Annotated in this window: 28 protein-coding genes and 1 pseudogene; 19 read left to right on the forward strand and 10 right to left on the reverse strand. The window is 72.9% G+C overall.

Annotated features, from left to right (window positions below):
• Positions 1-213 precede the first annotated feature (213 nt).
• The 5 genes from ygiD to lepB all read left to right on the forward strand — a co-directional run bounded on the left by ygiD (position 214) and on the right by lepB (position 3198).
• Positions 214-1071 (forward strand): 4,5-DOPA-extradiol-dioxygenase, encoded by an 858-nt coding sequence (gene ygiD, locus PYS65_RS01725; RefSeq protein WP_279331910.1) that lies wholly within the window; start codon positions 214-216, stop codon positions 1069-1071.
• Positions 1072-1252: 181 nt separating this feature from the next.
• Positions 1253-1975 (forward strand): VIT1/CCC1 transporter family protein, encoded by a 723-nt coding sequence (locus tag PYS65_RS01730; protein WP_423836061.1) that lies wholly within the window; start codon positions 1253-1255, stop codon positions 1973-1975.
• A gap of 67 nt (positions 1976-2042) precedes the next feature.
• Positions 2043-2639: a DUF6448 family protein gene (locus PYS65_RS01735; protein WP_279331911.1), complete on the forward strand. Its 597-nt coding sequence runs from the start codon at positions 2043-2045 to the stop codon at positions 2637-2639.
• Between the two features lie 14 nt (positions 2640-2653).
• The gene (locus PYS65_RS01740; RefSeq protein WP_279331912.1) at positions 2654-2899 is read left to right on the forward strand and encodes a S26 family signal peptidase; all 246 of its coding nucleotides are present in this window, start codon (positions 2654-2656) and stop codon (positions 2897-2899) included.
• Entirely contained in the window at positions 2851-3198 is a 348-nt protein-coding gene (lepB, locus tag PYS65_RS01745) for a signal peptidase I (RefSeq protein WP_279331913.1), read from the forward strand. Before PYS65_RS01740 ends, lepB begins: the two co-directional genes overlap by 49 nt.
• Here lepB and PYS65_RS01750 read toward each other — a convergent pair.
• Positions 3125-3808 carry a Crp/Fnr family transcriptional regulator gene (locus PYS65_RS01750; protein WP_279331914.1) on the reverse strand — a complete coding sequence of 228 codons (684 nt, stop codon included), beginning with the start codon at positions 3806-3808 and terminating at the stop codon, positions 3125-3127. The two genes, lepB and PYS65_RS01750, sit on opposite strands and share 74 nt — an antisense overlap.
• A 174-nt stretch (positions 3809-3982) precedes the next feature.
• Here PYS65_RS01750 and PYS65_RS01755 point away from each other — a divergent pair, with 174 nt between their 5' ends.
• Positions 3983-5029, forward strand: coding sequence for an alcohol dehydrogenase catalytic domain-containing protein (locus tag PYS65_RS01755; RefSeq protein WP_279331915.1), 1047 nt, complete (start codon positions 3983-3985; stop codon positions 5027-5029).
• 30 nt (positions 5030-5059) lie between these two features.
• Here PYS65_RS01755 and PYS65_RS01760 read toward each other — a convergent pair whose 3' ends face one another.
• Positions 5060-5722 carry a CBS domain-containing protein gene (locus PYS65_RS01760; RefSeq protein WP_279331916.1) on the reverse strand — a complete coding sequence of 221 codons (663 nt, stop codon included), beginning with the start codon at positions 5720-5722 and terminating at the stop codon, positions 5060-5062.
• Between the two features lie 80 nt (positions 5723-5802).
• Positions 5803-6255, reverse strand: a complete 453-nt coding sequence (locus PYS65_RS01765; RefSeq protein ID WP_279331917.1) for a Crp/Fnr family transcriptional regulator — start codon at positions 6253-6255, stop codon at positions 5803-5805.
• A gap of 271 nt (positions 6256-6526) precedes the next feature.
• On the opposite strand from PYS65_RS01765, the gene PYS65_RS01770 reads away from it, so the two are divergent.
• The 6 genes and pseudogenes from PYS65_RS01770 (at position 6527) to PYS65_RS35015 (ending at position 11618) form a co-directional block, all read left to right on the forward strand.
• A complete protein-coding gene (locus tag PYS65_RS01770; RefSeq protein ID WP_279331918.1) occupies positions 6527-7402 on the forward strand; it encodes a universal stress protein in 876 nt (291 codons plus the stop codon).
• Positions 7403-7975: 573 nt separating this feature from the next.
• Positions 7976-8260, forward strand: a complete 285-nt coding sequence (locus PYS65_RS01780; RefSeq protein WP_279337821.1) for a DUF1876 domain-containing protein — start codon at positions 7976-7978, stop codon at positions 8258-8260.
• Between the two features lie 139 nt (positions 8261-8399).
• Complete coding sequence (locus tag PYS65_RS01785) at positions 8400-8867, forward strand: Hsp20/alpha crystallin family protein (protein WP_279331919.1); 468 nt, start codon at positions 8400-8402, stop codon at positions 8865-8867.
• A gap of 133 nt (positions 8868-9000) precedes the next feature.
• Positions 9001-9901: pseudogene (locus tag PYS65_RS01790) on the forward strand (pyridoxamine 5'-phosphate oxidase family protein).
• 52 nt (positions 9902-9953) lie between these two features.
• Positions 9954-10946, forward strand: coding sequence for an Acg family FMN-binding oxidoreductase (locus PYS65_RS01795; RefSeq protein ID WP_387041454.1), 993 nt, complete (start codon positions 9954-9956; stop codon positions 10944-10946).
• A gap of 474 nt (positions 10947-11420) precedes the next feature.
• Positions 11421-11618, forward strand: coding sequence for a hypothetical protein (locus PYS65_RS35015; protein WP_423836062.1), 198 nt, complete (start codon positions 11421-11423; stop codon positions 11616-11618).
• Between the two features lie 78 nt (positions 11619-11696).
• Here PYS65_RS35015 and PYS65_RS01805 read toward each other — a convergent pair whose 3' ends face one another.
• The 4 genes from PYS65_RS01805 to PYS65_RS01820 form a co-directional block, all read right to left on the reverse strand.
• The gene (locus PYS65_RS01805) at positions 11697-12317 is read right to left on the reverse strand and encodes a DoxX family membrane protein (RefSeq protein ID WP_279331920.1); all 621 of its coding nucleotides are present in this window, start codon (positions 12315-12317) and stop codon (positions 11697-11699) included.
• Positions 12318-12471: 154 nt separating this feature from the next.
• Positions 12472-12921: a pyridoxamine 5'-phosphate oxidase family protein gene (locus PYS65_RS01810; RefSeq protein ID WP_279331922.1), complete on the reverse strand. Its 450-nt coding sequence runs from the start codon at positions 12919-12921 to the stop codon at positions 12472-12474.
• Positions 12922-13208: 287 nt separating this feature from the next.
• The gene (locus tag PYS65_RS01815; protein ID WP_279331924.1) at positions 13209-14279 is read right to left on the reverse strand and encodes a zinc-dependent alcohol dehydrogenase family protein; all 1071 of its coding nucleotides are present in this window, start codon (positions 14277-14279) and stop codon (positions 13209-13211) included.
• A gap of 184 nt (positions 14280-14463) precedes the next feature.
• On the reverse strand, positions 14464-15054 hold the full coding sequence (locus PYS65_RS01820) for a rhodanese-like domain-containing protein (protein ID WP_279331925.1): 591 nt from the start codon (positions 15052-15054) through the stop codon (positions 14464-14466).
• 84 nt (positions 15055-15138) lie between these two features.
• Here PYS65_RS01820 and PYS65_RS01825 point away from each other — a divergent pair, with 84 nt between their 5' ends.
• On the forward strand, positions 15139-15426 hold the full coding sequence (locus tag PYS65_RS01825) for a metal-sensitive transcriptional regulator (protein WP_279331926.1): 288 nt from the start codon (positions 15139-15141) through the stop codon (positions 15424-15426).
• 50 nt (positions 15427-15476) lie between these two features.
• On the opposite strand, the gene PYS65_RS01830 is transcribed toward PYS65_RS01825, so the two are convergent.
• From PYS65_RS01830 to PYS65_RS01840, 3 genes are all read right to left on the reverse strand, one after another.
• Entirely contained in the window at positions 15477-16226 is a 750-nt protein-coding gene (locus PYS65_RS01830; RefSeq protein ID WP_279331927.1) for a sulfite exporter TauE/SafE family protein, read from the reverse strand.
• Positions 16223-16429, reverse strand: coding sequence for a hypothetical protein (locus PYS65_RS01835; protein ID WP_279331928.1), 207 nt, complete (start codon positions 16427-16429; stop codon positions 16223-16225). Before PYS65_RS01835 ends, PYS65_RS01830 begins: the two co-directional genes overlap by 4 nt.
• 91 nt (positions 16430-16520) lie before the next feature.
• Positions 16521-17888: an MBL fold metallo-hydrolase gene (locus PYS65_RS01840; protein ID WP_279331930.1), complete on the reverse strand. Its 1368-nt coding sequence runs from the start codon at positions 17886-17888 to the stop codon at positions 16521-16523.
• 291 nt (positions 17889-18179) lie between these two features.
• Between PYS65_RS01840 and PYS65_RS01845 the strand changes: the two genes are divergently transcribed.
• From PYS65_RS01845 to PYS65_RS01870, 6 genes are all read left to right on the forward strand, one after another.
• Entirely contained in the window at positions 18180-18623 is a 444-nt protein-coding gene (locus PYS65_RS01845; protein WP_279331931.1) for a hypothetical protein, read from the forward strand.
• 106 nt (positions 18624-18729) lie between these two features.
• The gene (locus PYS65_RS01850) at positions 18730-19386 is read left to right on the forward strand and encodes a DUF3105 domain-containing protein (RefSeq protein ID WP_279331932.1); all 657 of its coding nucleotides are present in this window, start codon (positions 18730-18732) and stop codon (positions 19384-19386) included.
• Positions 19383-20075, forward strand: a complete 693-nt coding sequence (locus tag PYS65_RS01855; protein ID WP_279331933.1) for a DUF305 domain-containing protein — start codon at positions 19383-19385, stop codon at positions 20073-20075. The genes PYS65_RS01850 and PYS65_RS01855 overlap by 4 nt, the downstream gene beginning before the upstream one ends.
• 229 nt (positions 20076-20304) lie before the next feature.
• Entirely contained in the window at positions 20305-20997 is a 693-nt protein-coding gene (locus tag PYS65_RS01860) for a hypothetical protein (RefSeq protein WP_279331934.1), read from the forward strand.
• Positions 20994-21953 (forward strand): hypothetical protein, encoded by a 960-nt coding sequence (locus PYS65_RS01865; RefSeq protein ID WP_279331936.1) that lies wholly within the window; start codon positions 20994-20996, stop codon positions 21951-21953. The genes PYS65_RS01860 and PYS65_RS01865 overlap by 4 nt, the downstream gene beginning before the upstream one ends.
• Positions 21954-22245: 292 nt before the next feature.
• A complete protein-coding gene (locus PYS65_RS01870; RefSeq protein WP_279331938.1) occupies positions 22246-23991 on the forward strand; it encodes a VanW family protein in 1746 nt (581 codons plus the stop codon).
• Positions 23992-24040 lie beyond the last annotated feature (49 nt).

A 24040-nucleotide genomic window follows, 5' to 3' on the forward strand; every position in this document is an offset into this window, starting at 1 on the left:
AGAGTCGCCCGGCACCGCGCCCCTTCGTCCGGGTAGCTGCTTTCCGTCGGCCACCCGCACGGAGGGCCCGGGCTTCGGGCGACGTTTCCACCGTCACGTACGCACCGCGGGGGCTCCGCGTTCAGGCGCCTCCGGTCATCGGTCGGGCGCCTTGTCCCATGGTGGTGCGAGGCTGAGGTCGTTCGTCCCCCACTTCGTCGAAGGGAAGTCTCCGTGAGCAGCAGGACGATGCCGGCCGCGTTCCTCGGACACGGCAACCCGATGAACGCGCTCGAGCGCAACCGCTACACCGAGGCGTGGCGGCTGTTCGGTGCGTCCGTACCGCGCCCCCGGGCGATCCTGGTGATCTCCGCGCACTGGTACACCAACGCGACCGCGGTCACCGCGATGCCGCGGCCCCGCACGATCCACGACTTCTACGGGTTCCCGCAGGAACTGTTCGACGTGCAGTACCCGGCGCCGGGCGCGCCCGACGTCGCGGAGCTGGTGGCCGACGTGGTGAAGCCGACCTGGGTGGGGCAGGACATCGACAGCTGGGGGATCGACCACGGCACGTGGTCGGTGCTGATGCACGCCTTCCCCGACGCGTCGATCCCGGTGGTCCAGTTGTCCCTGAACGCGTTCAAGGACTTCGACCACCACATGCGGCTGGGCCGCAGACTCGCCCCGCTGCGGGAGGAGGGCGTGCTGATCATCGGGAGCGGCAACATCGTGCACAACCTCCGGGCGGTCGACTTCCGGCAGCCGGACCGCGGGTACGACTGGGCCCTCCGCTTCGACGACGTGGCGCGGGAAGCCCTCCAGACGGACCCGACCGGGGTCGCTGCGCTCGACGCCCACGCCGACTTCGGCCAGGCGGTGCCGACGCCGGACCACTACCTGCCGCTCCTGTACATCGCCGGCCTGGCCGACACCCAGCCGCTCGACCTGCTGGTCGACGGCCACGCCGCCGGCTCGATCTCCATGGCGGCGTACACCCTGGGGCTGGACCGCGACCTGTCGGGCACGTTGAGCGACGAGCCCGCCGCCGGCCTTCCGGACGGTTTCCCGGCGCTCGACTCCAACCTCTGAGCGGCCCCGACCTGTGACGACGGGCGTGCGCGCTGCGGACGCCCGAGAACGAGACATCCTCCTCTTGACCTACGTCAAGGATCGCCCCGCGCTTCGATGAGACGGTGGGACCAGAACGGACAGTTGCCTGGCTGTCGAAGCCGGAACCGAGGCTGGGGAAGACGGGAAAGAGGTGGGCGTGATGGACGACCGTCCGATGGACGAGGCGGTCTTCGAGGAAAGCCAGAGTGAACAGATCTCCCGCCGTTTGAACTGGCTCCGCGCGGGGGTGATGGGTGCCAACGACGGCATCGTCTCCACCGCGGCCATGGTCGTCGGTGTGGCCGGTGCGGCAGTGAGCAACAGCGCGCTGCTGGCTTCCGGTATTGCTGCCGTAGTGGCCGGTGCCCTGTCGATGGCGGTGGGTGAGTACGTCTCGGTGTCGAGTCAGCGCGACTCCCAGAAGGCCGAACTCGCCCTTGAGCGGTCCCAGCTGAAGGCCGACCCCGCAGGCGAGTTGGACCAGCTCACGGAACTGATCCGGGCGACGGGCATCGACGCCGACCTCGCCCGGCCGGTGGCCGTGCAACTGACCGAGAAGGACGCGCTGACCGCGCATGCCCGCCTCGAACTGGGCATCGACCCCGACGAGCTGGTCAACCCCTGGCACGCGGGACTGTCGTCGATGCTCACCTTCATCGTCGGCGGGCTGGTGCCGCTGCTCGCGATCCTGCTGTCGCCGAGGTCCATCGCCGTAGGGGTCACGGTGGTGGCCGTGGTCCTCGCCCTCGCGGCGACCGGGTCGATCTCGGCCCACCTGGGCGGCGCGAACAAGTTCCGTGCGGTGGCACGCGTCATCGTCGGCGGACTCGGGGCGATGGCCGTCACCTACGGCATCGGCCTGCTGGTCGGCACCCAGATCTGACCGGACCCACAACCGTCGGGGCACGCACCTCCGTGCCCTGCCCGGCAACCCGGAAAGGGGAAGGAAAATGTACGAGCTGCTCATCATCGCGGTGTTCGTGGCGACCCTGGCCGTGGTGGCGCTTCGGCCGCAGCGGGCCGACGCCCACTGCGACACCATGGAAGGCCCCACGGCGAAGGACGGCGTGCGGGCACTGGAGTCCGCCGACCTCGATCACGCCCTGAAGTGGATCGCCCCCGACGGGGAGACCGAACTGCGGGAGGTGTTCGAGCGCAGTCTCGCGGCCCGGAAGCTCGGCCCCGAGGCACAGGAGGTGGCCGACCGCTGGTTCCTGGAGAACCTGGTCCGGATCCACCGCGCCGGCGAGGGCGCGGCCTTCACCGGCCTCCTGCCGGCGGGCACGCCGGTCGAGGAGAAGGTCGCCGCTGCCGACCGGAGCGTCGACGAGGGCGATCTGCGGCCCCTGGCCGGCCTGATTCCCACCGAGCGCTGGCCGGAACTGGAGCGGAGGTTCGCGAAGGTGCTCGAGCACCGGGACTACGACCCGCACGACATGGACGCGGCCCGGGCCTATGTCGAGGCCTACGTGAACTTCTTCAAGTTCGCCGAGGGACACGACCACGACCACGCGCACGCCCACGCCGGGCACGGGCACGGGCACTGAAGGCGGGAGCGGTCATGGACTACGCCCTCTACGCCGTCTCCGCCGTGGTCGCGGCCCTGCTGGCCGTGTCCGTGGGACGGGTGGCGCGGCGTCGGCTCGGCTTCGTGACCAAGGTCGAGTCCGAGTCCATGGCACCCACCCTGGCGCCGGGCCGGCGACTGCCGCCGCCCGGCGCCCCTGTGTCTCCCGGCCGGTCCGGCGCGGTGACATCGTGGTCGTCCGCTCGGCCGAGCTGGACCGGGTGGTCGTCAAGCGGGTGATCGGGCTCCCCGGTGAGCACGTGGACGTCTCCGCCGACGAGGTCCGGGTGGACGGCAGGCCGCTGTCCGAGCCGTACGTCGTCCGGCGGGGCGGTCGGTCCGGCAGCTTCGACGTGCCGGACGGCCATCTGTTCCTGCTCGGCGACAACCGCGCCCGGTCGAGCGACAGCCGCAGCTGGCGACAGCCCTGCCTGCCGATCAGCGCCCTGCTGGGCACCGTCCTCCTCAGGCCGAGGCGACCCGTCGCAACGCCTGCCGATCGAGGATATCGACCCGCCGGCTCGGGCCGAGCCGGATGACTCCGGCCTCCTGCAGCGCGCCGAGCCGACGGCTCAGCGTCTCCGCGGTGGTGCCGAGGTAAGAGGCCAGCTCCTTCTTGGTGGTGGGCAGTCGGAAGTCCGTGCCGCCGGCCTCGTCCGCCAGGTGCAGCAGCTGCTGGGCCAGCCGCTGCCGGACCGACTTCCCGCTGAGCGCCGACACCATCTCCTCGGCCGTTCCCAGCCGGTCGGACACGGCCCGCAGCATCTGCACCGCCACCGACGGATGCTGCCCGAGCAGCCCGGTGAACCGCGCCCGGTCGATCACACAGAGCTCACTCGGCTGGAGCGCGACCGCGAAGTGATCGGTGGTCGTGTCCGCGAGAAGCGCGGTCTCGCCGAGGAAGTCCCCCGGAGACATCAGCCGGATCAGCTGTTCGTTCCCGGACTCGGTGAGCCGGTAGACCTTGACCAGCCCGCGGTGCACGATGAACAACCCGGTGCGGTCCCCGGGGCCGTAAATGCGCTCGTCGCGCTGGTACGGACGCGTCACCGCCGCGGACGCGACCCGGTGCTGTGCGGCTTCGGGCAGGTCCGCGAAGAGCCGCACCGTCTGGACGAAGTGCAACCGGTGGTCGTGTCCGTCGCCCATCGTCACCCTCCCTCGCTCCCACCCCGTCGTGGCGGGGATCGCGTTGCGTGACGACACCGTATGCCAGGCCACCCGGCCGACCACCCCGGCCGATGTGGTTCCCGTGTTGCCGGGGAGGCTTCGGGGGGTGACGGTGGAGAGGAACCGGCGAGGGGGACGAGGGAGGCAGCGGGCATGCGAGGACTCGTCTACCACGGTCCCGCCCGGACCTCCTGGGACACGGTGCCGGACCCGGTGCTCGAGGCCGACACCGACGCGATCGTGCGCGTCGACGCGACCACCGTCTGCGGCAGCGACCTGCACATCCGGCAGGGCGACCTCGCCGAGGTGAAACCGGGAACGGTCCTCGGCCACGAGGCCGTCGGCGAGGTGGTGGAGGCCGGCAGCAAGGTGCACAGCCGGCGTCCCGGACAGCAGGTGATCGTGTCGGCCGTCTCGGCCTGCGGGCACTGCCCGTCCTGCCGCGACACCCTGTACGGGCAGTGCCGCGGGGGCGGCGGGTGGATCCTGGGCAACACCGTCCACGGCACGCAGGCCGAGTTCGTCCGCGTCCCCTTCGCCGACCACTCCACACACCGGCGGCCCTTGGACCTCCCCCTGGACGAGGCGGTCCTGCTCGCCGAGCTCCTGCCCACCGCCTACGAGGTCGGGGTGCGCAACGGGCACGTGGGCCCGGGCGACACCGTGGTCGTGGTGGGCGCGGGACCGGTGGGGCTGGCCGCCGTCCTGGTCGCCCGGCTCTACTCGCCGCGCCGGATCGTCGCGGTGGACCTGTCCCGCCCCCGGCTGGCGGCCGCCGCCCGGCTGGGGGCCGACGCCGCCGAACTGCCCGGCCGGATGGTCGCCGAACTGTCCGAGGGGCCCGGCGCCGACGTGGTCATCGAGGCCGCGGGCACCCCGGACGGCTTCGTCCTGGCGACCCGCGTGGTGCGCGCGGGAGGGCACATCGCCAACATCGGCATGCCCGGCAGGCCGGCCACCCTGCACCTGGAGGCCCTGTGGCGCAAGAACGTGACGATCAGCACCGGCCAGGTCGACACCTCCTCCACCCCGTGGCTGCGCGACCTGCTGCTCTTCAAACGGCTGGCGGCCGCCCCCCTGGTCACCCACCGGTTCTGCCTCGAGCGCATGGAGGACGCCTACGAGGTCTTCGCGCACGGTCCGGACACCGGCGCCCTCAAGGTCGTGCTGCACCGCGAGACACCGGAACCACCCCGGTAGCGCGGGGCCGGCAGCCCCGCGCGCCCTCCCTCACCGCGGTTCGCCCGACGATCCGTTCGCCGGCTGGAACGTGACGTCGACGACCCCCTCGACGGCGCGTATCGCGCGGGCGACGACGGGCACCAGCGAGGTGTCCCGGATGCGGCCGGTGAGGGTGACGACACCGTCGAGGACCTCCACCTCCAGGGGCTCGAGCGGGGCCGGGAAGAGGGGAGCGACGACTTCCCTGCGGACCTCTTGGGCGAGTTCCTCGTCCGTCCGCAGGAAGACCTTCAGCAGGTCGACCCGGCTGACGACGCCTTCGAGCAGCCCTTCGCGGCTCACGACGGGCAGCCGCTTGACCTTGCGCTGAGCCATGATGCGGGCCGCCTGCGCGACGGAGGCGTCGGCGTGGACGGTGACGGCCGGGGTGCTCATCAGCTCTCCGGCGGTCAGTGCCCCCGCCTTGGCCAGGTCGGGCAGGCGGCTCCGCTGCATGAACCGGTCGGGGTCGCTGTCGCGGAACTCCTGCTTGGGCAGCAGATCGGCCTCGGAGACGACGCCGACGACTCGGCCCTCGCCCTCCAGCACCGGCAGGGCGCTCACCTTCCACTGCTCGATGAGCCGGACGATCTCCTTGAACGGGGCGTCGCGGCCGACGGCCACGACGGTGTGAGACATCACGTCGCTCACGGTGTACGGGCTGCCGTTCATGGGGTTCCCCTCGGGTGGTCGGGTGGTGGGTCGGCTCGTGGCCGCCGGGGCCGGGGCGTACGGCACGGGGAACTCGGCCGTCACCTGCTCCCGCTGCCGTAGGGAGCGTACAGATCGAGCAGCCGGACGCGGGTCGCGTGCAGTCGCTGGGCGACCACCCGGCCGACCCACACGGCGATCGCGCGGCCGAACTCGGGGTCCTCGGCGCACTGTGCCCGCACGGCCTGGGCGTCGAACTCCCAGGCCCGCAGCGGGCTGGTGGTCTCGGCGCCCAGGAGCCACAGGTGGGGCGGGAAGTGCCAGGAGCAGCCGACCAGTTCACCGTGACCCAGCGAATCGATCACGGCCGCGCGGCGGCCAGGGACCTGCAGATCGAGGGCGACGGTACCGGTCCGGATGATCCAGAACCGGTCGGCCCGCTGCCCCTCCTCGAACAGACGGGCTCCGATGTCGAAGGAGACCTCGCGGGCGTGCCCCATCAGCCGCTCGCGGTACTCGGCCGGGAGACCGGCGGCCAGAGTGGTGGTTGTCATGTTCTGTCTCCCTTCGCGCCTGCCGTCGCAGTCGAACGGCGGCCTCTGTCGGCCGTAACGACAGCGTGTGCCCGACCGGCTCGGAACACCACGGGCCGACCGGGCCTCGTTCGAGGGCCCTTCGGCCCCACCGGGCAAAAACACCGGCCCTCCGCCGTTCCCGGACGGGGCCTGATGGCCCCCGGGTGGGGACCTGGGGCCCCTGCGCACGCGCTGCCTTCGGGGCGACGCTGGTGGCGAGGGGGAAGGCCTTGTTCTGGAGGTGCATGTCATGCTGTCGCCCGTTGTCGTCGGCGTCGACGGTTCCGCCGAAAGCCTGGCAGCCGCCGAGTGGGCGGCCCACGAGGCCGTGCGCCGCGGGCGGGCCCTGCGGCTGCTGCACGCGCGCAGCTGGCACCCGGACCAGGAGCGGGCGGAGAGCGCGCAGGCGAGCGAGCGGCACCTGGCGCGGCGGGTCCTGCGGGAGGCGGAGGACCGCGTCCGCGCCGTGTGCCCCGAGGTGCCGTTGCACGCCGAGCAGGTCGCGGGACCGGCGACCGCCGCCCTGGTGGAGGCGGCGGACGGCGCCGACCTGCTGGTGCTGGGCTCGCGCGGGCTGGGGCGCGTCACCGGTCTGCTCCTGGGGTCGGTCGCGCTCGGCGTGGTGGCGAAGGCCACCCGGCCCGTCGTCCTGGTACGGGCCGGTACGGCCGGGGCAGAGCAGGCGGCCGGCACCGGGCGGCGGGACGTGGTCCTCGGCGTCGACGTCACGGAACCGTGCGACGAGGTGATCGCGTTCGCCTTCGAAGCGGCCCGCCTGCGGCACGCGCGGCTGAGGGTCCTGCACGCCTGGCGCGTGCCCGGCCCGCTCACCCTGGGCCCCGGCGAGGTGGGCCTGGTGGGCGGTCCGCAGCGGGCCGAGGAGTGGCTGGGCTTCCTGTCCGCCGTGCTCCAGGTGTGGCGCGAGAAGTACCCCGAGGTCGAGGTCCTTCAGAGCGTGGTCGAGGGCAAGCCCGCAGACACCCTGGTGAAGGCGGCGTCCGGAGCGGAACTGCTGGTCGTCGGAGACCGGCTCACCGACCGCCGGGGGATACCGCGCACCGGCCCGGTCACCCACGCCGTGATCCACCGCGTCGGCTGCCCGGTGGTGATCGTGCCGCACGACTGACGGCGCACCGGCGGGCATCGCGCCGGGGTCCCCTCGTGTGCGGAGCTCCTGATTCCTGAAGGGCCGCTCATCAGGGACCTTCGGCCCTGTGCCCGATGCCTGCCGCCGTTCGATGGTGGGAGGTGAAGCGACCGGCGATCCGCCAGAGGCCCGGCGACGAGTCCACTCGGCGCCCCGCGCGTCCGGTCCGCTGCCACCGCGCAGGGGACCGGCGCCGAGGGGAGTCCGGTGGGATCCGTGGGGTCCGGCCGACTCCGCCGGTGACGCGGAAGAGGACCGGACGGGACCGGGAAGGTGGCGCTGATGTCCGATGCGACGGCCACCGACCTGTACGGAGTGACGACGGCCATGTCCTGTCCGCGGGAGGGGACGGCCGGCCCGGCGACGTTCGGCCCGTTCGTCCGCGATCTGCCTGCCGAGCGGGGTTCCCTGTCCGCCGCGGGACTGGAGCCGGCCCTGGACCACCGGTCCGGCCCGCGGTGCACCGGCGACGCGCGAGCGGTGCCTGCGGGGCGGACCGCTCTTGCGGGAGAGCCCCAGCACGCCGGTCCGTACCGAGCCGAGGAGGAAGCGATGCCGCACACCGTGGAATGGAAGGTCCGCCTCTACCTCTTCGAGGACGGAAGAACGACGAGGGCCCGCGCGGTGGTCGACACCGGGACCACGGTGCTCACCGGCCACGGGGCCACCCGCCGGAATCCGGCGGACCCGGAGGTACCGGAGATCGGTGACGAGCTGGCGGCCGGCCGGGCCCTGCAGGACCTGGGCCAACAGCTGGTGGACATCGCCGAGCGCGACATCGAGGGCACGGGAGCGGCCGGGCCGGGCCCCCGTCCACCCGTCGGCTGGCCGGCCTGACCGCAGTCCGCGTCCCTGCCGGGGGCGACCCCGTGAGCCCGGCGCCTGCCGGGGAACCCGGCCCCGTGAGCGGCACACCCGTCTTCACCGACGGGTGCACTGCCGGTCCAGAAGTCCCAGAAGCCAAGGAGGATGACCGATGACGCTTCCGACACACCGCGGCAGGGGCTCGCTCTCCGGATGGGACCCCCTCCAGGAACTCGAGGACCTGCGCATCCGCGTGGATCAGCTCATGCACGCCTCCTTCCCCGGCCGTGGTTTTCCCGAGGCCGAGGCCGGGGAAGGGGCGTGGGCGCCGTTGGCCGACGTCGAGGACACCGAGGACGCCTACCTGATGGAGCTGGAACTTCCCGGCGTGGAGAAGGACCAGATCAGCGTGGAGGTCAACGACGGCGAGCTCGACATCCACGGCGAGATCAAGGAGAGGGAACGCACGGGTGTGGTCCGCCGGCAGACCCGGCACGTCGGGCGGTTCGACTACCGCACGAGTCTGCCTCCGAACATCGACACCGAGCACATCACCGCGGAACTGACCGGCGGGGTCCTCACGGTGCGCGTCCCCAAGACCCGGAAGACCAAGCCGCACCGCATCGAGATCACCGGCTGAGGGCGGCGGGGCGGCCGACGCGCCGTCGGCTGCGACCGGCCGGTGCCCGCCCCTTCCGTTACCCGGCAGCCCTTCGTGAAGGGCGGGTCAGGAAGCAGTTGCCCATCGGTACCTTGAGGAAAGGGCGGCGATCATGCGAGCTCACCTCGGCGATCAACTCGTCATCGAAGGCCCGGCGACCGGCGCCCCCCGGCGCGACGGCGAGATCGTCAGACTCCACCACGAGGACGGCACCCCTCCCTACGACGTGCGCTGGTCGGACACCCAGGCGGTGACACTCGTCTTCCCCGGCCCCGACGCCCACATCAAACACCTCGGACACCAACCCGAAACCGAAACCGAGACCGGGGCCGGGGCCGGGGCCGGGGCGCCCCCGCCCGCCGGCGCACCCGACCCCGGCGACCTCGGCCGGCGGGTGGCCACCCGAACGCACCCGGCGGGGCCTGAGCCGGGAGGAGACGGCCCGCCGCGCCAGGATGGCACCGGACTACCTCGCCTACCTCGAGGAACACCCCGCCGATCCGAGCCCGGCGACCCTCCTCCGGCTGGCCGCGGCCCTGGGCACCAGCGTCCAGGCACTGCGCGGCAGCGGCGTCGACCTGCCGCCCGGCCGGGGCACCGCACTGCTCCACCCCGAACTGCGCGACCTCGCACCACAGGAGTGCCGGGCCCTGCTGTCCACACACGGGGTGGGACGCATCGCGGTGACCACGCCCGAGGGGCCGGCGGTGGTCCCGGTGAACTACGAGGTCCTCGACGACACGATCGCCTTCCGGACCGCTCCCGACTCCGTGCCCGCGGCGGCCGTGGGATCGGAGATCGCGTTCGAGGTCGACCATGTGGACGACGCCATGAGCCGCGGCTGGAGCGTGCTCGCCGTCGGCCCCGCCCGGGTGGTCACCGAGCCCGACCAGGGGCGACGGCTCACCGAACGCGCCCACACCGCACCGTGGGCCGGGGACGGACGCGAGATGTGGGTGTCGATCCGGCCCACCCGCCTGACCGGACGCCGCATCACTCCGGCCGAACAGTGAGCGGCCACGGCACCTGCCCACCACGCTCCGCCACTTCACGAAAGGAGCCCCTGTGAACCAGCAGACCCTGCCGGACGAGCGGGTGGCGGCTCTTGCACACGACGCCGCCGCCGCTCCGTCCATGCACAACGCACAGCCGTGGCGCTTTCGCTACTTCCGGGGCAGCCGCACCTTCCAGGTGCGCGCGGACCTGGACCGCGTCCTGCCGCACGTCGACCCGGACAACCGCGCCCTGCACCTCGGCGCCGGCGCCGCTCTGCTGAATCTGCGGGTCGCGCTGGCCCACGAGGGGCGGCACCCTGCGGTCCGGCTGCTGCCCGACCCGGCCGACCCGGCGCTGCTCGCCGCCGTGCGGCTGCCCCCTCCCGGGAGCACCCGGAGCGCTCTTTCCGCGCTGTATCCGGCGATCCACCAGCGGCACAGCAGCCGTTTCCCGTTCGAGGAGACGGAGATCCCCCAGGAGCTGCGCACGGCCCTGGCCGACGCCGCCCGCGCTGAGGGAGCGACGCTGGCCTTCCCGTCCTCCTGGCACCTGCAGCAGGTGCTGGAACTGCTGGAGGAGGCCGAGGCACGCAATCTCACGGACCGCGGCAGCGGCCAGGACCTGGCGGAGTGGACCCGTATCGATGCTCCGTCGAAGGACACGGCCCCGGACGGAGTGCCCGGCTACGCCTTCGGGCCGCGCAAGCAGGGCGGCAAGGCGCCCATGCGCGACTTCGCCGGGAACAGGCCGGTGCCCGGCCGCGGCACCGCCGCGTTCGAGCGGACCCCCCAGCTGGCCCTCCTCAGCACCTCCCGCGACCGCCCGGAGGACTGGCTGCGCGCCGGCCAGGCCATGGAACGGGTCCTGCTGCTGGCCACCCTCGAGGGCCTGTCCAGTTCCTTCGCCACCCAGGCCCTGGAGTGGAGCGACCTGCGCTGGCCGCTGCGCGACCCCGTGTCCGGGGCCGGGCACATACAGATCGTGCTGCGCCTGGGATACGGCCCCAAGGGCCCCGACACCCCGCGACGCCCGGTGCCGGACGTACTCGACATCCAGCCCTGAGCCACCGCGGCCCCACCGGTACCGGTGGCGCGGTCCGCCCGCCGCGGCGGGCCCCGGGGAGCCGGACGGCCACTCCCAGCGAGCCACGACAAGGCGGAGAGCCATCAGCCGCACCCGGCCCTCCCGGGCCACCTGACAACTCACGGAACGCCATGAGGCCGCCCGTCCCTCCCTCGGGAACGACCGCCCCGCCGAAGAGATCACGGCGGAGCACATCACCGCGCCCGGCATCGCACGTGCCCGGCTTCGCGATGCCGAGGTGAAGGTGTCCGGGCGACGTGCGGCCCGACGATGCCGTGTCCCCGCTGCTGCGCGCGGGAAGCGAGGCGTACGCCGTGGTCACGGGCTCACTCGGCCGTGGCGGAACGGCCGGGCCGCTGCCGGGACCGGTCGGCCTCGCCGTGGCGGCCCGTGCCGTGTGTCCGGTGATCGTGGTCCGTGGTGCGGAACAGGACCGGCAGGACCGCTGCGGGCGTGGCGGTGGGGGTCGGCGACCCGGCCACGAGCACGGGCGTCGTGCGGTTCGCCTTCCGTGCGGCCGAGGTGCGCGGCTCTGCCCCCGACGCCGTACGCGCCTGGCGCAGCCCGGCTCACGAGCACGTGGACCATCCCCTCCTCGCCGACGACGCCGGTGCCGCCGCGGGGTGGGCGTTCCGGTCGCGCGGAGCCTGACCGTACGGCGTCGCGGCGGGGGCGGGAACGAGGGGCACCCCCGCCGACGGCGGGGGTGCCCCGGTTCGTTCCGCGTCGTCAGAGCAGCCAGCGGTTGCGGCTGACGAAGGGGAGTCGCGCCCAGACCTTGCCCAGTCCCCAGGTGGCGCCGGCGCCCGCGGCGGCGAGCGCGACGAGGACCACGGCGTAGATCAGGTGGTAGTCGACGAAGGGGTTCGTCGACATGCTCGGCGATCCGTCCGACAGGTGCTGGGCCGGCGGCCATTCCGCGACCCACATCAGCGCCATCATGACGGTGCCCGCGACCGCGGCGAGCCGCAGGCCGATGCCCGCGATCACCGCGAGGCCGACCCCGAGCAGACCGAGCATGAACAGCCAGTCGGCCCAGGCGGCCCCGGCCCAGGCGTGGAAGGTGGACTCCATCGGCCCGACGGCGACGCCGCTGAGGAACCCCCGGGTCGGCGACCCGCCGTCGACCCATCCCTTGCCGGAGGGGGTCGCGTAGCCGAGGCCGAACGTCTTGTCCAGGAACGCCCACAGGAAGACGAAACCCGTCAGCAGACGGAGCCCGGCGAGCACGTACGCGCGGGTCGCGGTCGCCGCCGCGACCGTCGGCTCGGCGGCGGGAGCCGTCCCGGCCCGGTGCGGGGACGGGAGGCGGAATCCCGGACGCCGGTGAGGGTGGTCGTGAACTGCCATGGTGCTCATCCCTTCCAGAGGGTGGCGCAGGATGCAGGATGCGGACGACTCTCGTTGCTCTTTCAATGTCCCGCGCCGCCGGCCTCCGCCGGAGGGGCTGAAGGACCCGGCCGTCGGGCCGAACGTCCCCCTGTGCGAGCCCGGTTGGCGGCGGTCAGCCGTCCTTTGCCGCCAGGTTCACCCCGTACAGGGTGCGTCCGCCGACGAGTTCGCGCCCGGTCACCAGCTCGGGCTCGATACGGACGAAGACCTCCCGCGGCGCGGGCACCCAGGCGACCGGGCCGGTGCGGGACAGACGCGCGTGCTCGGCCGGGTCGGTCACCACCGCGGCCGGGCCCGTGACGACCACGCTCCAGCCGGCCTGCCGGGCCGCGTCGACGTCGTCGGCCTCGAAGGCGACCACCGCGCCGTCGACCGCGCGGACCAGTTCCGAAGCCGCAGCGGTGCGCAGCAGGACCGCGCCGTCGGCGTCCAGACGGAAGTTGACCGGCAGCACGGCGGGCAGAGCCAGGCGCGTGAAGACGATGCGGCCGACGGGCACCTTGGCCATCAGCCGCAGGCACTCCTGCCGACCGAGTTCACGGAAACCGTCGTTGGGGTACATCGTCAGTCCGTCCTCCTCCTGGTACAGCCCGGCACAGCGGGCCTACGTCTTTCCACCCTGATCGGGACGAAGACGGAAAATGAGGGCCGATGGTCCCGTTCACACCGGAAAACGGCCTGCCGGCGGTACGGCGGCAGGTCCCCGGCCCAGAGAGCACGGCGACCCCGGTGCCGGGCACCGGGGTCCGGATCGGGCACGGTTCCTCCGGCCCGCTCTCACGGGTGCGTCAGATCGTCGGCGACCGGCCCGGTCCGGGCACGAGCGGACGGGTGTCGGCCCGCCGGCGGTCAGGTCGTCCGCGTGGCGACGACGTCATGCCGTGGCTCGCCCAGCACGACCTTGAGGGCGCCGGTCTCGGCGGCGTTGCCGAAGACCTCGTAGGCCTCCTCCATCTGGTCCAGGGAGAAGGTGTGGGTGACCAGTTGCGAGGTCGGGAGCCTGCCGGCGGACGCCATCCGCAGCAGCGTCGGTGTGGAACGGGTGTCGACCAGGCCCGTGGTGATGGTCACGTTCTTGATCCACAGGTCTTCCAGATGCAGGGTCACGGGCTTGCCGTGCACGCCGACGTTGGCCACGTGCCCGCCGGGCCGGACCATGCGCGTGCACATGTCGAAGGTCTCCGGCACACCGACCGCCTCGATGACGACGTCCGCGCCGAGTCCGTCCGTGAGGTCGGCGATCAGCTGCTCGGGGGCTTCCCCCGCGTCGGCCACGGCGTCGGCGCCGAGGCCCTTGGCGGCCTCGAGCCGGGAAGCGGCCAGGTCGATCGCGACGATCCGCTCGGGGGCGAAAAGCCGGGCGGTGGCGATGGCCGCCAGCCCGATGGGGCCGGCTCCGACGACCACGACGGTGTCCCCGGGCCGCACCCTTCCGTTGAGCACGCCCACCTCGTAGGCGGTGGGGAAGATGTCTGCCAGCAGCACGGCGTCCTGCCCGGCCAGGGCTCCGGGCAGCGGGTGCACGGACAGGTCGGCGTACGGCACCCGGACGTACTCCGCCTGGGTTCCGTCGATCAGGTGCCCGAGGATCCAGCCCCCGCCGCCCCGGCACTGGCTGTACATGCTCTCGCGGCAGTACCGGCACCGTCCGCAGGCGCTGATGCAGGAGACCAGCACCCGGTCCCCGGGGCGCACCGTGCGTACGTCGCTTCCCACCTCGACGATCTCACCGACCGCCTCGTGCCCCAGCACGGTGCCGGGCCGCACCTCGGGCACGTCGCCCTTGAGGATGTGCAGGTCCGTTCCGCAGACGGTCACGGCGTCGACCCGGACGATCGCGTCGGTGGGTTCCTTGACACCGGGGTCCGGGACCTCCTCCCAGGAAGCCTGCCCGGGACCGTGGAAGACGTAGCCCTTCATGACGACCCTCGCTCTCTTGCTCGCCGGTGGGGTGAGGAACCCGGCGGCGCGCCGTCAGCGAGGTGCGCGCCGCGCACCGGCGCGATGCCGGGGTCCCGCACCTCCAGTCTGTTCGACGACCGGGACATCCGCTTGGGTCGGTCGGCCCTCGGGGGGACGGCCGGCCCGGTGGACCCCTCAGGGATCAGCGGCCGCGCAGGGCGGCGAGCGCGGCGTCGAGGTCGGCCGCGCGGGGGCGGTTGTGGGGCAGCTTGGCCAGTACGACCGCCATACCGCAGGTGTCGGTGAGCGCGGAGAAGACCAGGCCGCCCGCGACACCGGCCGAGAGGAGCTGGAACGCCGGATGCACGAGCAGGCCGAGCACGAGGCCGAGGAGCACCAGGGTGCCGGCCGCCAAACGGACCTGGCGCTCCATGCTCCAGCCGGCCGGGGTGGTGGCGCAGACGGTGGGATGGTGCAGGTCGTGGCCCTCGGCGGCCCAGGCGTTGGTGCCTCCGGCGAGTGTGGCGACGGGGACGCCCTGTTCGGCCAGCAGGGTGCAGGCGCTGCCGGAGCGGGCCCCGGAGGCGCACACGAGAAGCACGTCTCCCCGCTCGGCGGCGTGCCGGATCTCGGGCAGGGCGCGCCGGACGTGGTCCAGGGGGATGTTCAGGGCGCCGGGCAGATGGCCGGAGGCGTACTCGGCGGGCGTGCGTACGTCGATGACGGTGAGTTCGTCGAGGCGGGTCCGGGCCTGGTCGGTGCCGAGAGTGACCGGGGTGAGGGGGCTGTTCATGTCAGGTGTGATCCTTGGTGGTCGACGTGGTCCCGAATCGGGACGTACAGTACCCCTAGGGGTATTTTTTTTCGAGGAGTGGTCGTGGAACTGGAGCTTGAGGGTGCGGATCTGAAGGCCGTGCTGAACCGGCTGCGCCGGGCGCAGGGTCAGATCTCCGGGGTGATCCGGATGATCGAGGAGGGGCGCGACTGCGAGGAGGTCGTCATGCAGCTCGCCGCGGCCTCCCGCGCGCTCGACCGGGCCGGCTTCGCGATCATCGCGACGGGCCTGCAGCAGTGCGTGGTGGACATGGAGTCCGGTCGTAAGAACGGGGAGGACACCGCGCAGATGCGCGCCCGGCTGGAGAAGCTGTTCCTGTCCCTGGCGTAGGGGCCCGCCTCTTCGGCGCGGGGCTCGCCGCGTGTGCGGGCCGCGGTGCGTCACGTCATCACCGCGTCGAGCAGCATGAGGGTGGCCACGGCCGACAGCATCACGGCGAAGATCCGCTGGAGTGTGCCTCCGGAGACCTTCGCGGCCAGCCGCTTCCCGTCCCACGCGCCGAGGACCGCCGCTCCGGCGAAGGGTCCGACGACCGCCCAGTCCAGCGTGTCGAGCGTACCGGCGCGCATCGCCAGCGCGGCCAGGGAGTTGACGGTGAGGACCAGCAGGCTGGTGCCCACCGCCTCACGCATGCGCAGGCCGAGCACGCCCACCAGCGCCGGTACGGCCAGGAAGCCGCCCCCGACACCGAGCACGCCGGTGACGGCGCCGAGTCCGGCGCCGGCCGCCGCCGCGCGGCCCGGCCGGACCGGCCGGACGGTGCCCGCGGGCGGCCGGGCCCGCAGCATGCGCAGCGCGGCCGCTGCCACCACCACGGCGAACGCCGCCGTCAGCGCCGCCTCCGGAAGGCGTCCGGCGAGCGCACCGCCCAGCATCGCCGGGCCGATCCCGGCCGCTGCGAACAGCAGCCCCGTCCGCCACCGCACCCGGCCGTCACGGGCGTGCGCGGGCAATGCGGCGACCGAGGTGAACGCGACGATGACCAGACTCGCGGTGGTGGCCTCGACCGGGGTGAAGCCGAGCAGGTAGATCAGGGCCGGGACGGCCAGCACGCTGCCGCCGCCGCCGAGCGCACCGAGTGCCAGGCCGATCACGGCCCCGGCCGCCAGGGCGAGGACGAGACCGCTCATGTGAGGGCACCGTTCGCGCCGTGCGGATCCGTCACCGGCGGCCCCGCCGCGGCCCGGGCGGCCGGGGTGGCCAGCGCGGACGGCGCGGACGGCGCGGACGTCGGCGGGTGGACGGCTCGGGGAGCGTGGGCCCGAGGGGCGCGCTCCGCCTGCCGCACGGTCACGCGGTCCGGGCCGCTGCTGCCGCGCCGGAAGATGCTCATGTCGATTTCCTGCTCCTGTGTCTTCCGAGCCGGTGTGAAGGGCCGGCTCGGCCCGCTGCGGCGTCCGTGCCGTCGCGGTCGTCGGCTGCCGTCAGCCCTCGCGGACGGTGAGTCCGGCCCGCCCGGCCTCGTCGAAGAGGTCGTCCACGGCGACGACGTCACGTCCCGCGGCATCCAGCAGGGAGGCGGCGACGGCGGCCCGCATACCGCCCGCGCAGTGCACCCACACCTCACCCTCGGGGACCTCGTCGAGGCGCCTGTGCAGGGTGTGGATCGGAATGTGCACCGAGCCCCGGACGTGTCCGCCCGCCCGCTCCGCATCACGCCGGACGTCCAGGACGACGAGGCCCTCCGCGGGGTGCCGGCCGGCGAGGTCGGCGAAGGTCGCCCGCGGGAAGGAGGCCGGCTCCTCGCCCTCGCGCACCCAGTCGGCCGGTCCCCCGGTGGCCGCGGCGGCCGGGCGGTCGATGCCCACGCGGGCCAGCTCGCGCTGGGCGGCGGCGAGCTGCTCGGACGACTCGGCGAGCAGGGTGACGGGCTTGCCCCAGGGGATCAGCCAGGCCAGATAGGTGGCAAGCTGCCCTTCGGCCTCGAAGTTGAACGAGCCGGAGACGTGCCCGTCGGCGAAGGCGACGCGGTTGCGCAGGTCCACCACCCACTCCCCCGCCGCCAGCCGGGCGGCGATCTCCTCGGCGCCGGCGAGGGCGGGCCGGGTCAGGTCGACGGGCGCGGGGCCCGTGGCGTTGACCGGCCCCATGTGCGCGTAGTAGGCGGGGATGTCGTCCAGACCGGCCAGCAGGTCGGCGACGAAGGTGTCCACGTCCCGGGTGAGGGCCGCGTTGGACGCCTTCTCCTTGCCGATCGTCGTGCTGTCGCCCTCGGCCTGGGTGGACGAGCAGAAGCTGCCGAAGCCGTGCGTGGGGAGCACCGCCGTCTCCTCGGGCAGCTCGGCGGCGAGCCGGCGCGCGGAGGCGTGCTGCGCCCGGGCCAGGTGCTCGGTCAGTCGCGGCTCCACCAGGTCCGGGCGCCCGACGGTACCGATCAGCAGCGAACCGCCGGTGAAGACCGCGCGTGCCGTGCCGTTCTCCTCCAGCACGTAGGAGGTGTGGTGCGGGGTGTGGCCGGGCGTGGCCAGGGCGCGCAGGGTCAGACCGGCGGCGGCGTCGATGTCCGCGCGGTCGCCGTCGTGCACCGGTACCCGCGCGAAGGCGACCCGGGCCCCGGCGGGCACGAGATAGGCGGCGCCCGTGATCCGGGCCAGCTCCTGGCCACCGGTGACGTAGTCGTTGTGCAGGTGCGTCTCGACGACGTGCGAGATCCGCACTCCGCGCCGCACAGCCGCCGCGATCACCCGGTCGATGTCGCGCGGCGGGTCGACCACCACCGCCGTCCGCTCGCCTCCCGCCAGATGACCGCGGTTACCGAGCCCTTTCACCTCGATCGTGTCGATGAAGAACACGAGGCACTCCCTTTCAGTGAAGGACTACCCCCCGGGGTATGCCATCGACAGTAACACAGGTACCCCTGGGGGTATTTCCGAGGCGGGTGGGAACTCTGCGCACACGCCTCGCGAGTACCTCGCACACGGCCCGCACACCTCGGGAGCGGCCGCGACGCCGACCGTGCGCACCACGAGGCGTCCCGCGCCCCCGTCCGCTCCGGTCCGGCCGGTCCGCACGGGCGGGCATGATCAACGGCGGTCCAGGACCGGCCTCCAGGCCCCCGCGGGGACCGCTTAACATCACTCGTGATGAGGAGCTGTGCGCGGCCGGCGCAAGTCAGAGGACACAGCCCGCGGCGGACTGTCCGCACCGCGGTCCTCTGCCCTGCCCTCGCCGTCCTGCTCGCCGCCCTGGTGATGTGCCTGGGGTACGCGGGGCACAGTGGCGCCGAGGGCGGCGCCACCACCCCGACCGCCCTGTCCGCGAGCAGGGCGGTGGCGGCGGGGTCCCCGGCCGAGCACCCCGTCATGCCCCTCGTCCGGCAGGGCGACTGCTCCCCCGGCGATCCCTGCTGTTCCCCTGTCGCCCACGACGTACCGGCCGTGCGCGGCGCGCCCGCGCAGACTCCGCCCCTGGCCCTGACCCGCGTGCCGGGCTTCCCGTGTCCCGAGCGGTACCCCGCGGTCCTCGCGCAGCCTCCGCCGGAGCACGGTGCTCCCGACCTCCACGTCCTCCAGGTGCAACGGACCTGACGGTGCCCTGCCGCGCCCCGCGCTCACGTTCGCGCAGGTGCCGAGCGGCATCCGTCCATCACCCCCGCACCCACCGCCGAACGGCGGGAGAAGGACTCATTCAGCCATGAGCAAGACCAGCAAGAAGGAAGCCGCGGCTGCCCGCAAGGCCCGCGTCGAAGAGTTGCGTCGCGTCGAGAAGGCGCGGGAGCGTCGTCGCCGCGTCATCACCATCACGCTCAGCACGGTCATCGTCGCGGGGCTGGTCGGGTGGGGCGGGTACGCCCTCGACAGCGCCAACGAGAAGAGCGAGCAGCAGGCGGCCGAGGCGAAGAAGCCCGTACGGGGCGAGAAGACCTGGGAGGCGAAGGAGCTCACCCGCAACCACGTCCAGGGCACCGTGAAGTACGCGATGAGCCCACCGGTCGGCGGTGACCACAGCCAGGCGTGGATGACCTGCGAGGGCACCGTCTACACCGAGGCGATACCGAACGAGAACGCCGTCCACTCCCTCGAGCACGGCGCGGTCTGGGTCACCTACAACGACAAGGCCGCCGACGCCGACATCGAGACCCTCGGGGACAAGGTCTCCAGGACCCCGTACAGCCTGATGAGCCCGGTCACGGACCAGTCCGGGGCGATCACGCTGTCGGCCTGGGGGCGCCAGCTCACCGTGGACAAGGCATCGGACCCGCGGATCGACCAGTTCTTCACCAAGTACGTCCAAGGGCCCCAGACCCCTGAGCCGGGTGCCGCCTGCTCGGGCGGCCTGATGGCGTCATGACCGGGACGGTCGTGACGGAACGAGCCACGGCTCCGGAAGAGGGACACGGCCCGCGGCCCGGTCTCGCCCGCTGGCTGACCGTGGGCGCGGCGGCCCTCGTCGCCGTAGTCGTGGCCCTGTCGGCCCTGGTCGTGGTGAGCGGGGAGAACGAGCAGACGGTCGGTGTTCCGGCCGCGGACTCCGCCGATGCGGGGTTCGCTCGCGACATGGCCGTCCACCACCAGCAGGCGGTGGAGATGTCGTACATCGTCCGTGACCGTACGGCCGACGAGGACATCCGGCGTCTCGCGTACGACATCGCGCAGACTCAGGCCAACCAGCGCGGCATGATGCTCGGCTGGCTCGATCTGTGGGAGCTCCCGAAGATCTCGCCCGACGGGTACATGACGTGGATGCACGGTGGCCACGAGGACCACGGGTCGAAGGGCGGGTCCCTGATGCCGGGCATGGCCACGGCCGCGGAACTCGGCCGGCTCGGTGAGCTCGAGGACGATCAGGCGGAGATCCTCTACCTCCAGCTCATGATCGACCATCACATCAGCGGCGTCGACATGGCCCGCGCCTGTGTCTCGCAGTGCGAGGTGGACACCGAGCAGAAGCTGGCGCAGAGCATGGTCGAGGGCCAGCAGTCGGAGGTGGAGCTGATGACCGCCTTGCTGAAGGAGCGCGGAGCCACGCCCCGGAAGTGATTCCGCTCCGGTCGTCCGGTCGGGTGCCGCCCAGCGGCACCCGACCGGACACGCAGCGACGGCTCCCGCACCGGAGTCCGGCGCGGCGACGCGGTGTGCCCCAGCGTCACCCACGCCGTCACCAGGGCACTCCCGGGTGAAATTTCCGTTTCGCAGCGACCCGTCGGCCCGTTTCCCCGATGATGGGGACCGCCCGGGCAACGGATCAGGCGACACGGGGAGTACGCACATGACGGTGGAAGCCGGTACGCAGCAGGAGCACGTCACGGGGAGGGTGTGGGCGGTGCGCCTGGACCCCCACGGCCGCCCCTCCGCCGGCACGGTCCGGCTCTCCTGCTCCCGACCCGCCTGTGCCGACCAGCACTTTTCCAGCACTCCCGCGGGGCGCAAGGCCGCGGTCGAACACGTCAACATGCATCTGGCCCGCATCCGGGCGGACGGCGGGCCGCGCGGCGGGGCATGGTGCGGTTGTCGCGCCGCCGACTGCGCGTGGCACACCTCCGACGTCCTCACCGGCAGGCGTGACGGGGCGCGACCACCGGAGGGGACGGCGCGGTGCGGGGGCCCGGTGGTCCTGATGGTGCACGCGAACCGCGCCGGACGGCTGTGGCGCATCGCGGAAACGTGCGCGCGCTGCGCGGCCGCCATTCCCGACTGCCGGGTCCTGGACACCGCCCCGTCGCCTCGCCCCGTCCCGGTCCCGGCCGAAGCAGGACGGGACGAGGCGGGAAAGCCGGAGACGGGCCGGGAACCGGCCGGCGGAAATGTGGCAGCGGTCTTCTCCGACCACGCCCCCTCCCCCTGCCCCCTCCTGCTCCTGCTCCCGTTCCCGCTCCCGCCGACGCTTCTCCCCCGGCCGCCGGATCCGCCGCGGCGCCCGGTGCCCGCACCGCCTCACCGAGGGAAGTGCCCCGGCCGGTGAAGCGGTGGGGGAAGATCGCGCAGCGGACCGTGCCGCACGACCTTCAGCCCGACGTACTGCGTGTGGAACTCATCGAGCTCGGGGACGCGTTCCGCGCCTATCAGCAGTGCCCCGAGCCCGACCTCGTCGCCCTTGCCGAACTCCACGAGCGCAAGGCCCGTGCGTTCGCCCTGTGGGCCGATGTCACCGGCGACGGAACCCTGCGCCATGAGGCGCACCGGGCCCGCAAGGCGGCGCAGACCACCCTCGAGATGCACGGGAACCGGGGCGGCGGGCCCACCGACGGCCCGGTGGTGGAACGGCTGCTGACCCGGCAACAGGCGGTGCACGCCCGTACCGTGCTGGGCCATGTCCAAGACCACGCCCCGCACCCCGAGGCCGAGGTGCACCTCGCGGTGCTTCTGCTCACCCTGCGGGCCGCGCGCGCCGGCACCGGGAACATCACCGGACAGGACCTCACCGCCTGGTTGCAGGGCGATGCCGAGCGAGTGCTGGAACAGTTGGTCGCCGCCGACTGGCTGCGCCTGCCCGGTACCGTCGCCGAGGTCCTGGCCTCCCGGCCCGAGAACCCCACCGCGGTCACCGTCCCCACACTGCTGCCCGAACAGCCCCGCCCGTTCGTCTTCGGCAAGACCACCCGCTCGAAGATCTCCGGTTGGGCCCAGAAAGCCGTGGGCGACCGGAAGGTCCGCAAGAAGAAACTGGGCGCCGCCACCCGGCTCCTCGCCCTGTACAGCGCCGCCCACACCCGCCCCGACGGCCGCCTCGGGCATGCCGAGGACGGCGGACTGCATCTGGACAGGGCCGCCGCGTTCTGCGCCCTGCCGCCCGAGGAGATCACCGGGCACGTCGAACTGCTGATCGCCGCCGACTGGCTCGCCGAAGCCGACACCACCGGAGGACGGCTGCGCGGACAGCTCACCGAGCGGGTCCTGCCGCTGGGCGGACTGCTGTGACGCCCCAGGCGCGCCACGGCCCGATCGCGCGGGCTCGGGCTCCGCGGTTCCTGACGGACCTTCCCTTGCGCGGTCCTTCCCTTGTGTGAACCTTCCCTTATCGGGTGCCCCCGCGCCGTCGCCCTGCGCACATCCGAGGTCGCCGACGCCGAAACCCGGGCAACCGGCCGGGGACACCCGACGCGACCCGGGATATACCCTTTGGTGTCCGGTTGTTCGTAGCTTGACCGACTGTTTGCACGCACAACGCCGCAACATTGGATGTACGCTACATCGATCGCCCAGGAGACCCATGCACCCCCGAATACCCCCTTCCCCCCGCAAAGCCCCGCTCCCGCCCGTCGCCCTGGCGGGCGGCGCGCTGGCCGTCGGCATCGGCGGCCTGTATCTCGCCGGGCTGCTGCTCACCGGCGGTGAGATCGAGGCGGGTACCACGGTGCGCGGCCTGGACATCGGGGGTCTGACCCGCGAGGAAGCCACCCGGAAGCTGGAGCGGCACCTGGCGGCGGACGGCTCGCGGCACCTGGCGGTGCAGGTCGGCGACCGCAAGGGCACGGTCGATCCGCGGCAGGCGGGGATCGCCTTCGGCATCCGGGAGACCGTCGACCGGGCGGCGTCCACCGGCGCCGATCCGGTCAGCGTGATCGGCGGGCTGTTCCGCTCGGGCGGTGGTGACATCGAGCCGGTCGTGCGGATCGACGAGGACAAGGCCCGTGCCACCCTCGGGAAGCTGGCGAAGACGCTCGACCAGCAGGCCCGCGACGGTGCCGTCTCCTTCGACGAGGGCCGTGTCGAGCAGATCACCCCGCGCACCGGGTACGCGCTGGACGTGGACGCCGCGACCGGTGCCCTGCGTGCCCCCTTCCTGCGCGGCGCGGCGGACTCGGTCACGGTGCTGCCCGCACGCGAGACCAGGCCGAAGGTCACCGCGGAGGAGGTACGGCGGGCGGTGCGCGCGTTCGCGCAGCCGGCGATGTCGGCACCGGTCACGCTCACCGCGGGCGACAAGCGGTTCACGATCACCCCGGCCGTGCTGGGCGAGCACCTGACGATGCGGCCGGACGACACCGGCAGGCTCACACCGGAGCTCGACAGCGAGGGCCTGCGCGCCGCCCCCGCGGTGGCCGGCGCCCTGAACGGCCTTCCCACCACACCCCAGAACGCCCGGCTGGGGCTCCAGGGCGAGAAGGTCGTGGTGACCTCCGAGGCCCGACCCGCCGTGCAGGTAACCGACAAGGCCCTGGGCAAGGCCGTCCTGCCCCTGCTCACCGAGTCGGGCGACGGCCGCACCGGCGAGGTGGCCACAGAGCAGATCCAGCCGGAGATCACCCGCGAGAGCGCGGCACGCCTGGGACTGACGGAGAAGATGTCCTCCTTCACCGTCACCTTCGAGCCGGCCGCCTACCGCACGACGAACATCGGCCGGGCCGCGGAACTCATCGACGGCTCCGTCGTCATGCCGGACGAGACCTGGAGCTTCAACCGGACCGTCGGCGAGCGCACCCGGGCCAACGGCTTCGTCGACGGCATCATGATCCTCGACGGCCAGTACGTCGAAGCGGCCGGCGGCGGGGTCTCCGCCGTGGCCACGACCGTCTTCAACGCGATGTTCTTCGCCGGGGTCAAGCCCGTCGAGTACGGCGCCCACTCCTTCTACATCGAGCGCTATCCCGAGGGCCGGGAGGCGACGGTCGCCTGGGGCAGCCTCGATCTGAGGTTCGCCAACGACTCCGGCAAGGCCGTCTACATCCAGGCCGAGTCCACCGACACCTCGGTGACCGTCAGCTTCCTCGGCACGAAGAAGTACGACGAGATCACGTCGGTCAAGGGGCCGCGCACCAACGTGCGGCAGCCGGCGAAGAAGGTGAGCACCGTCGAGAAGTGCGTGCCGCAGACCCCGCTCGAGGGCTTCGACGTCACCGTGCAGCGGATCTTCCGCGACAACGGCCGGGAAGTGCGGCGGGAGCCGTTCCACACGCACTACACCCCGCGTGACGAGGTCACCTGCGCGGAGGCGCCGGGCGAGCGCCGGCCCTGAGGAGACACCTCCGTCGACCCGTCCGGCGTGACCCCGCTCGGTGGACGCT

Origin of the sequence: Streptomyces cathayae (assembly GCF_029760955.1) — a bacterium.
Classification (GTDB): domain Bacteria; phylum Actinomycetota; class Actinomycetes; order Streptomycetales; family Streptomycetaceae; genus Streptomyces; species Streptomyces cathayae.

Bases quoted from the DNA above. Each gene is read 5' to 3' on its own strand.
- PYS65_RS01730 (WP_423836061.1), top strand. From the start codon at position 1,253: ATGGACGACCGTCCGATGGACGAGGCGGTCTTCGAGGAAAGCCAGAGT.
- PYS65_RS01850 (WP_279331932.1), top strand. From the start codon at position 18,730: ATGAGCAAGACCAGCAAGAAGGAAGCCGCGGCTGCCCGCAAGGCCCGC.
- PYS65_RS01780 (WP_279337821.1), top strand. From the start codon at position 7,976: ATGCCGCACACCGTGGAATGGAAGGTCCGCCTCTACCTCTTCGAGGAC.
- PYS65_RS01810 (WP_279331922.1), bottom strand. From the start codon at position 12,921: ATGTACCCCAACGACGGTTTCCGTGAACTCGGTCGGCAGGAGTGCCTG.
- PYS65_RS01740 (WP_279331912.1), top strand. From the start codon at position 2,654: ATGGACTACGCCCTCTACGCCGTCTCCGCCGTGGTCGCGGCCCTGCTG.
- PYS65_RS01785 (WP_279331919.1), top strand. From the start codon at position 8,400: ATGACGCTTCCGACACACCGCGGCAGGGGCTCGCTCTCCGGATGGGAC.
- PYS65_RS01755 (WP_279331915.1), top strand. From the start codon at position 3,983: ATGCGAGGACTCGTCTACCACGGTCCCGCCCGGACCTCCTGGGACACG.
- PYS65_RS01760 (WP_279331916.1), bottom strand. From the start codon at position 5,722: ATGAACGGCAGCCCGTACACCGTGAGCGACGTGATGTCTCACACCGTC.
- PYS65_RS01860 (WP_279331934.1), top strand. From the start codon at position 20,305: ATGACGGTGGAAGCCGGTACGCAGCAGGAGCACGTCACGGGGAGGGTG.
- PYS65_RS01805 (WP_279331920.1), bottom strand. From the start codon at position 12,317: ATGGCAGTTCACGACCACCCTCACCGGCGTCCGGGATTCCGCCTCCCG.
- PYS65_RS01815 (WP_279331924.1), bottom strand. From the start codon at position 14,279: ATGAAGGGCTACGTCTTCCACGGTCCCGGGCAGGCTTCCTGGGAGGAG.
- PYS65_RS01770 (WP_279331918.1), top strand. From the start codon at position 6,527: ATGCTGTCGCCCGTTGTCGTCGGCGTCGACGGTTCCGCCGAAAGCCTG.
- PYS65_RS01820 (WP_279331925.1), bottom strand. From the start codon at position 15,054: ATGAACAGCCCCCTCACCCCGGTCACTCTCGGCACCGACCAGGCCCGG.
- PYS65_RS01735 (WP_279331911.1), top strand. From the start codon at position 2,043: ATGTACGAGCTGCTCATCATCGCGGTGTTCGTGGCGACCCTGGCCGTG.
- PYS65_RS01835 (WP_279331928.1), bottom strand. From the start codon at position 16,429: ATGAGCATCTTCCGGCGCGGCAGCAGCGGCCCGGACCGCGTGACCGTG.
- PYS65_RS01855 (WP_279331933.1), top strand. From the start codon at position 19,383: ATGACCGGGACGGTCGTGACGGAACGAGCCACGGCTCCGGAAGAGGGA.
- PYS65_RS01750 (WP_279331914.1), bottom strand. From the start codon at position 3,808: ATGGGCGACGGACACGACCACCGGTTGCACTTCGTCCAGACGGTGCGG.
- PYS65_RS01765 (WP_279331917.1), bottom strand. From the start codon at position 6,255: ATGACAACCACCACTCTGGCCGCCGGTCTCCCGGCCGAGTACCGCGAG.
- PYS65_RS01845 (WP_279331931.1), top strand. From the start codon at position 18,180: ATGAGGAGCTGTGCGCGGCCGGCGCAAGTCAGAGGACACAGCCCGCGG.
- PYS65_RS01830 (WP_279331927.1), bottom strand. From the start codon at position 16,226: ATGAGCGGTCTCGTCCTCGCCCTGGCGGCCGGGGCCGTGATCGGCCTG.
- PYS65_RS01870 (WP_279331938.1), top strand. From the start codon at position 22,246: ATGCACCCCCGAATACCCCCTTCCCCCCGCAAAGCCCCGCTCCCGCCC.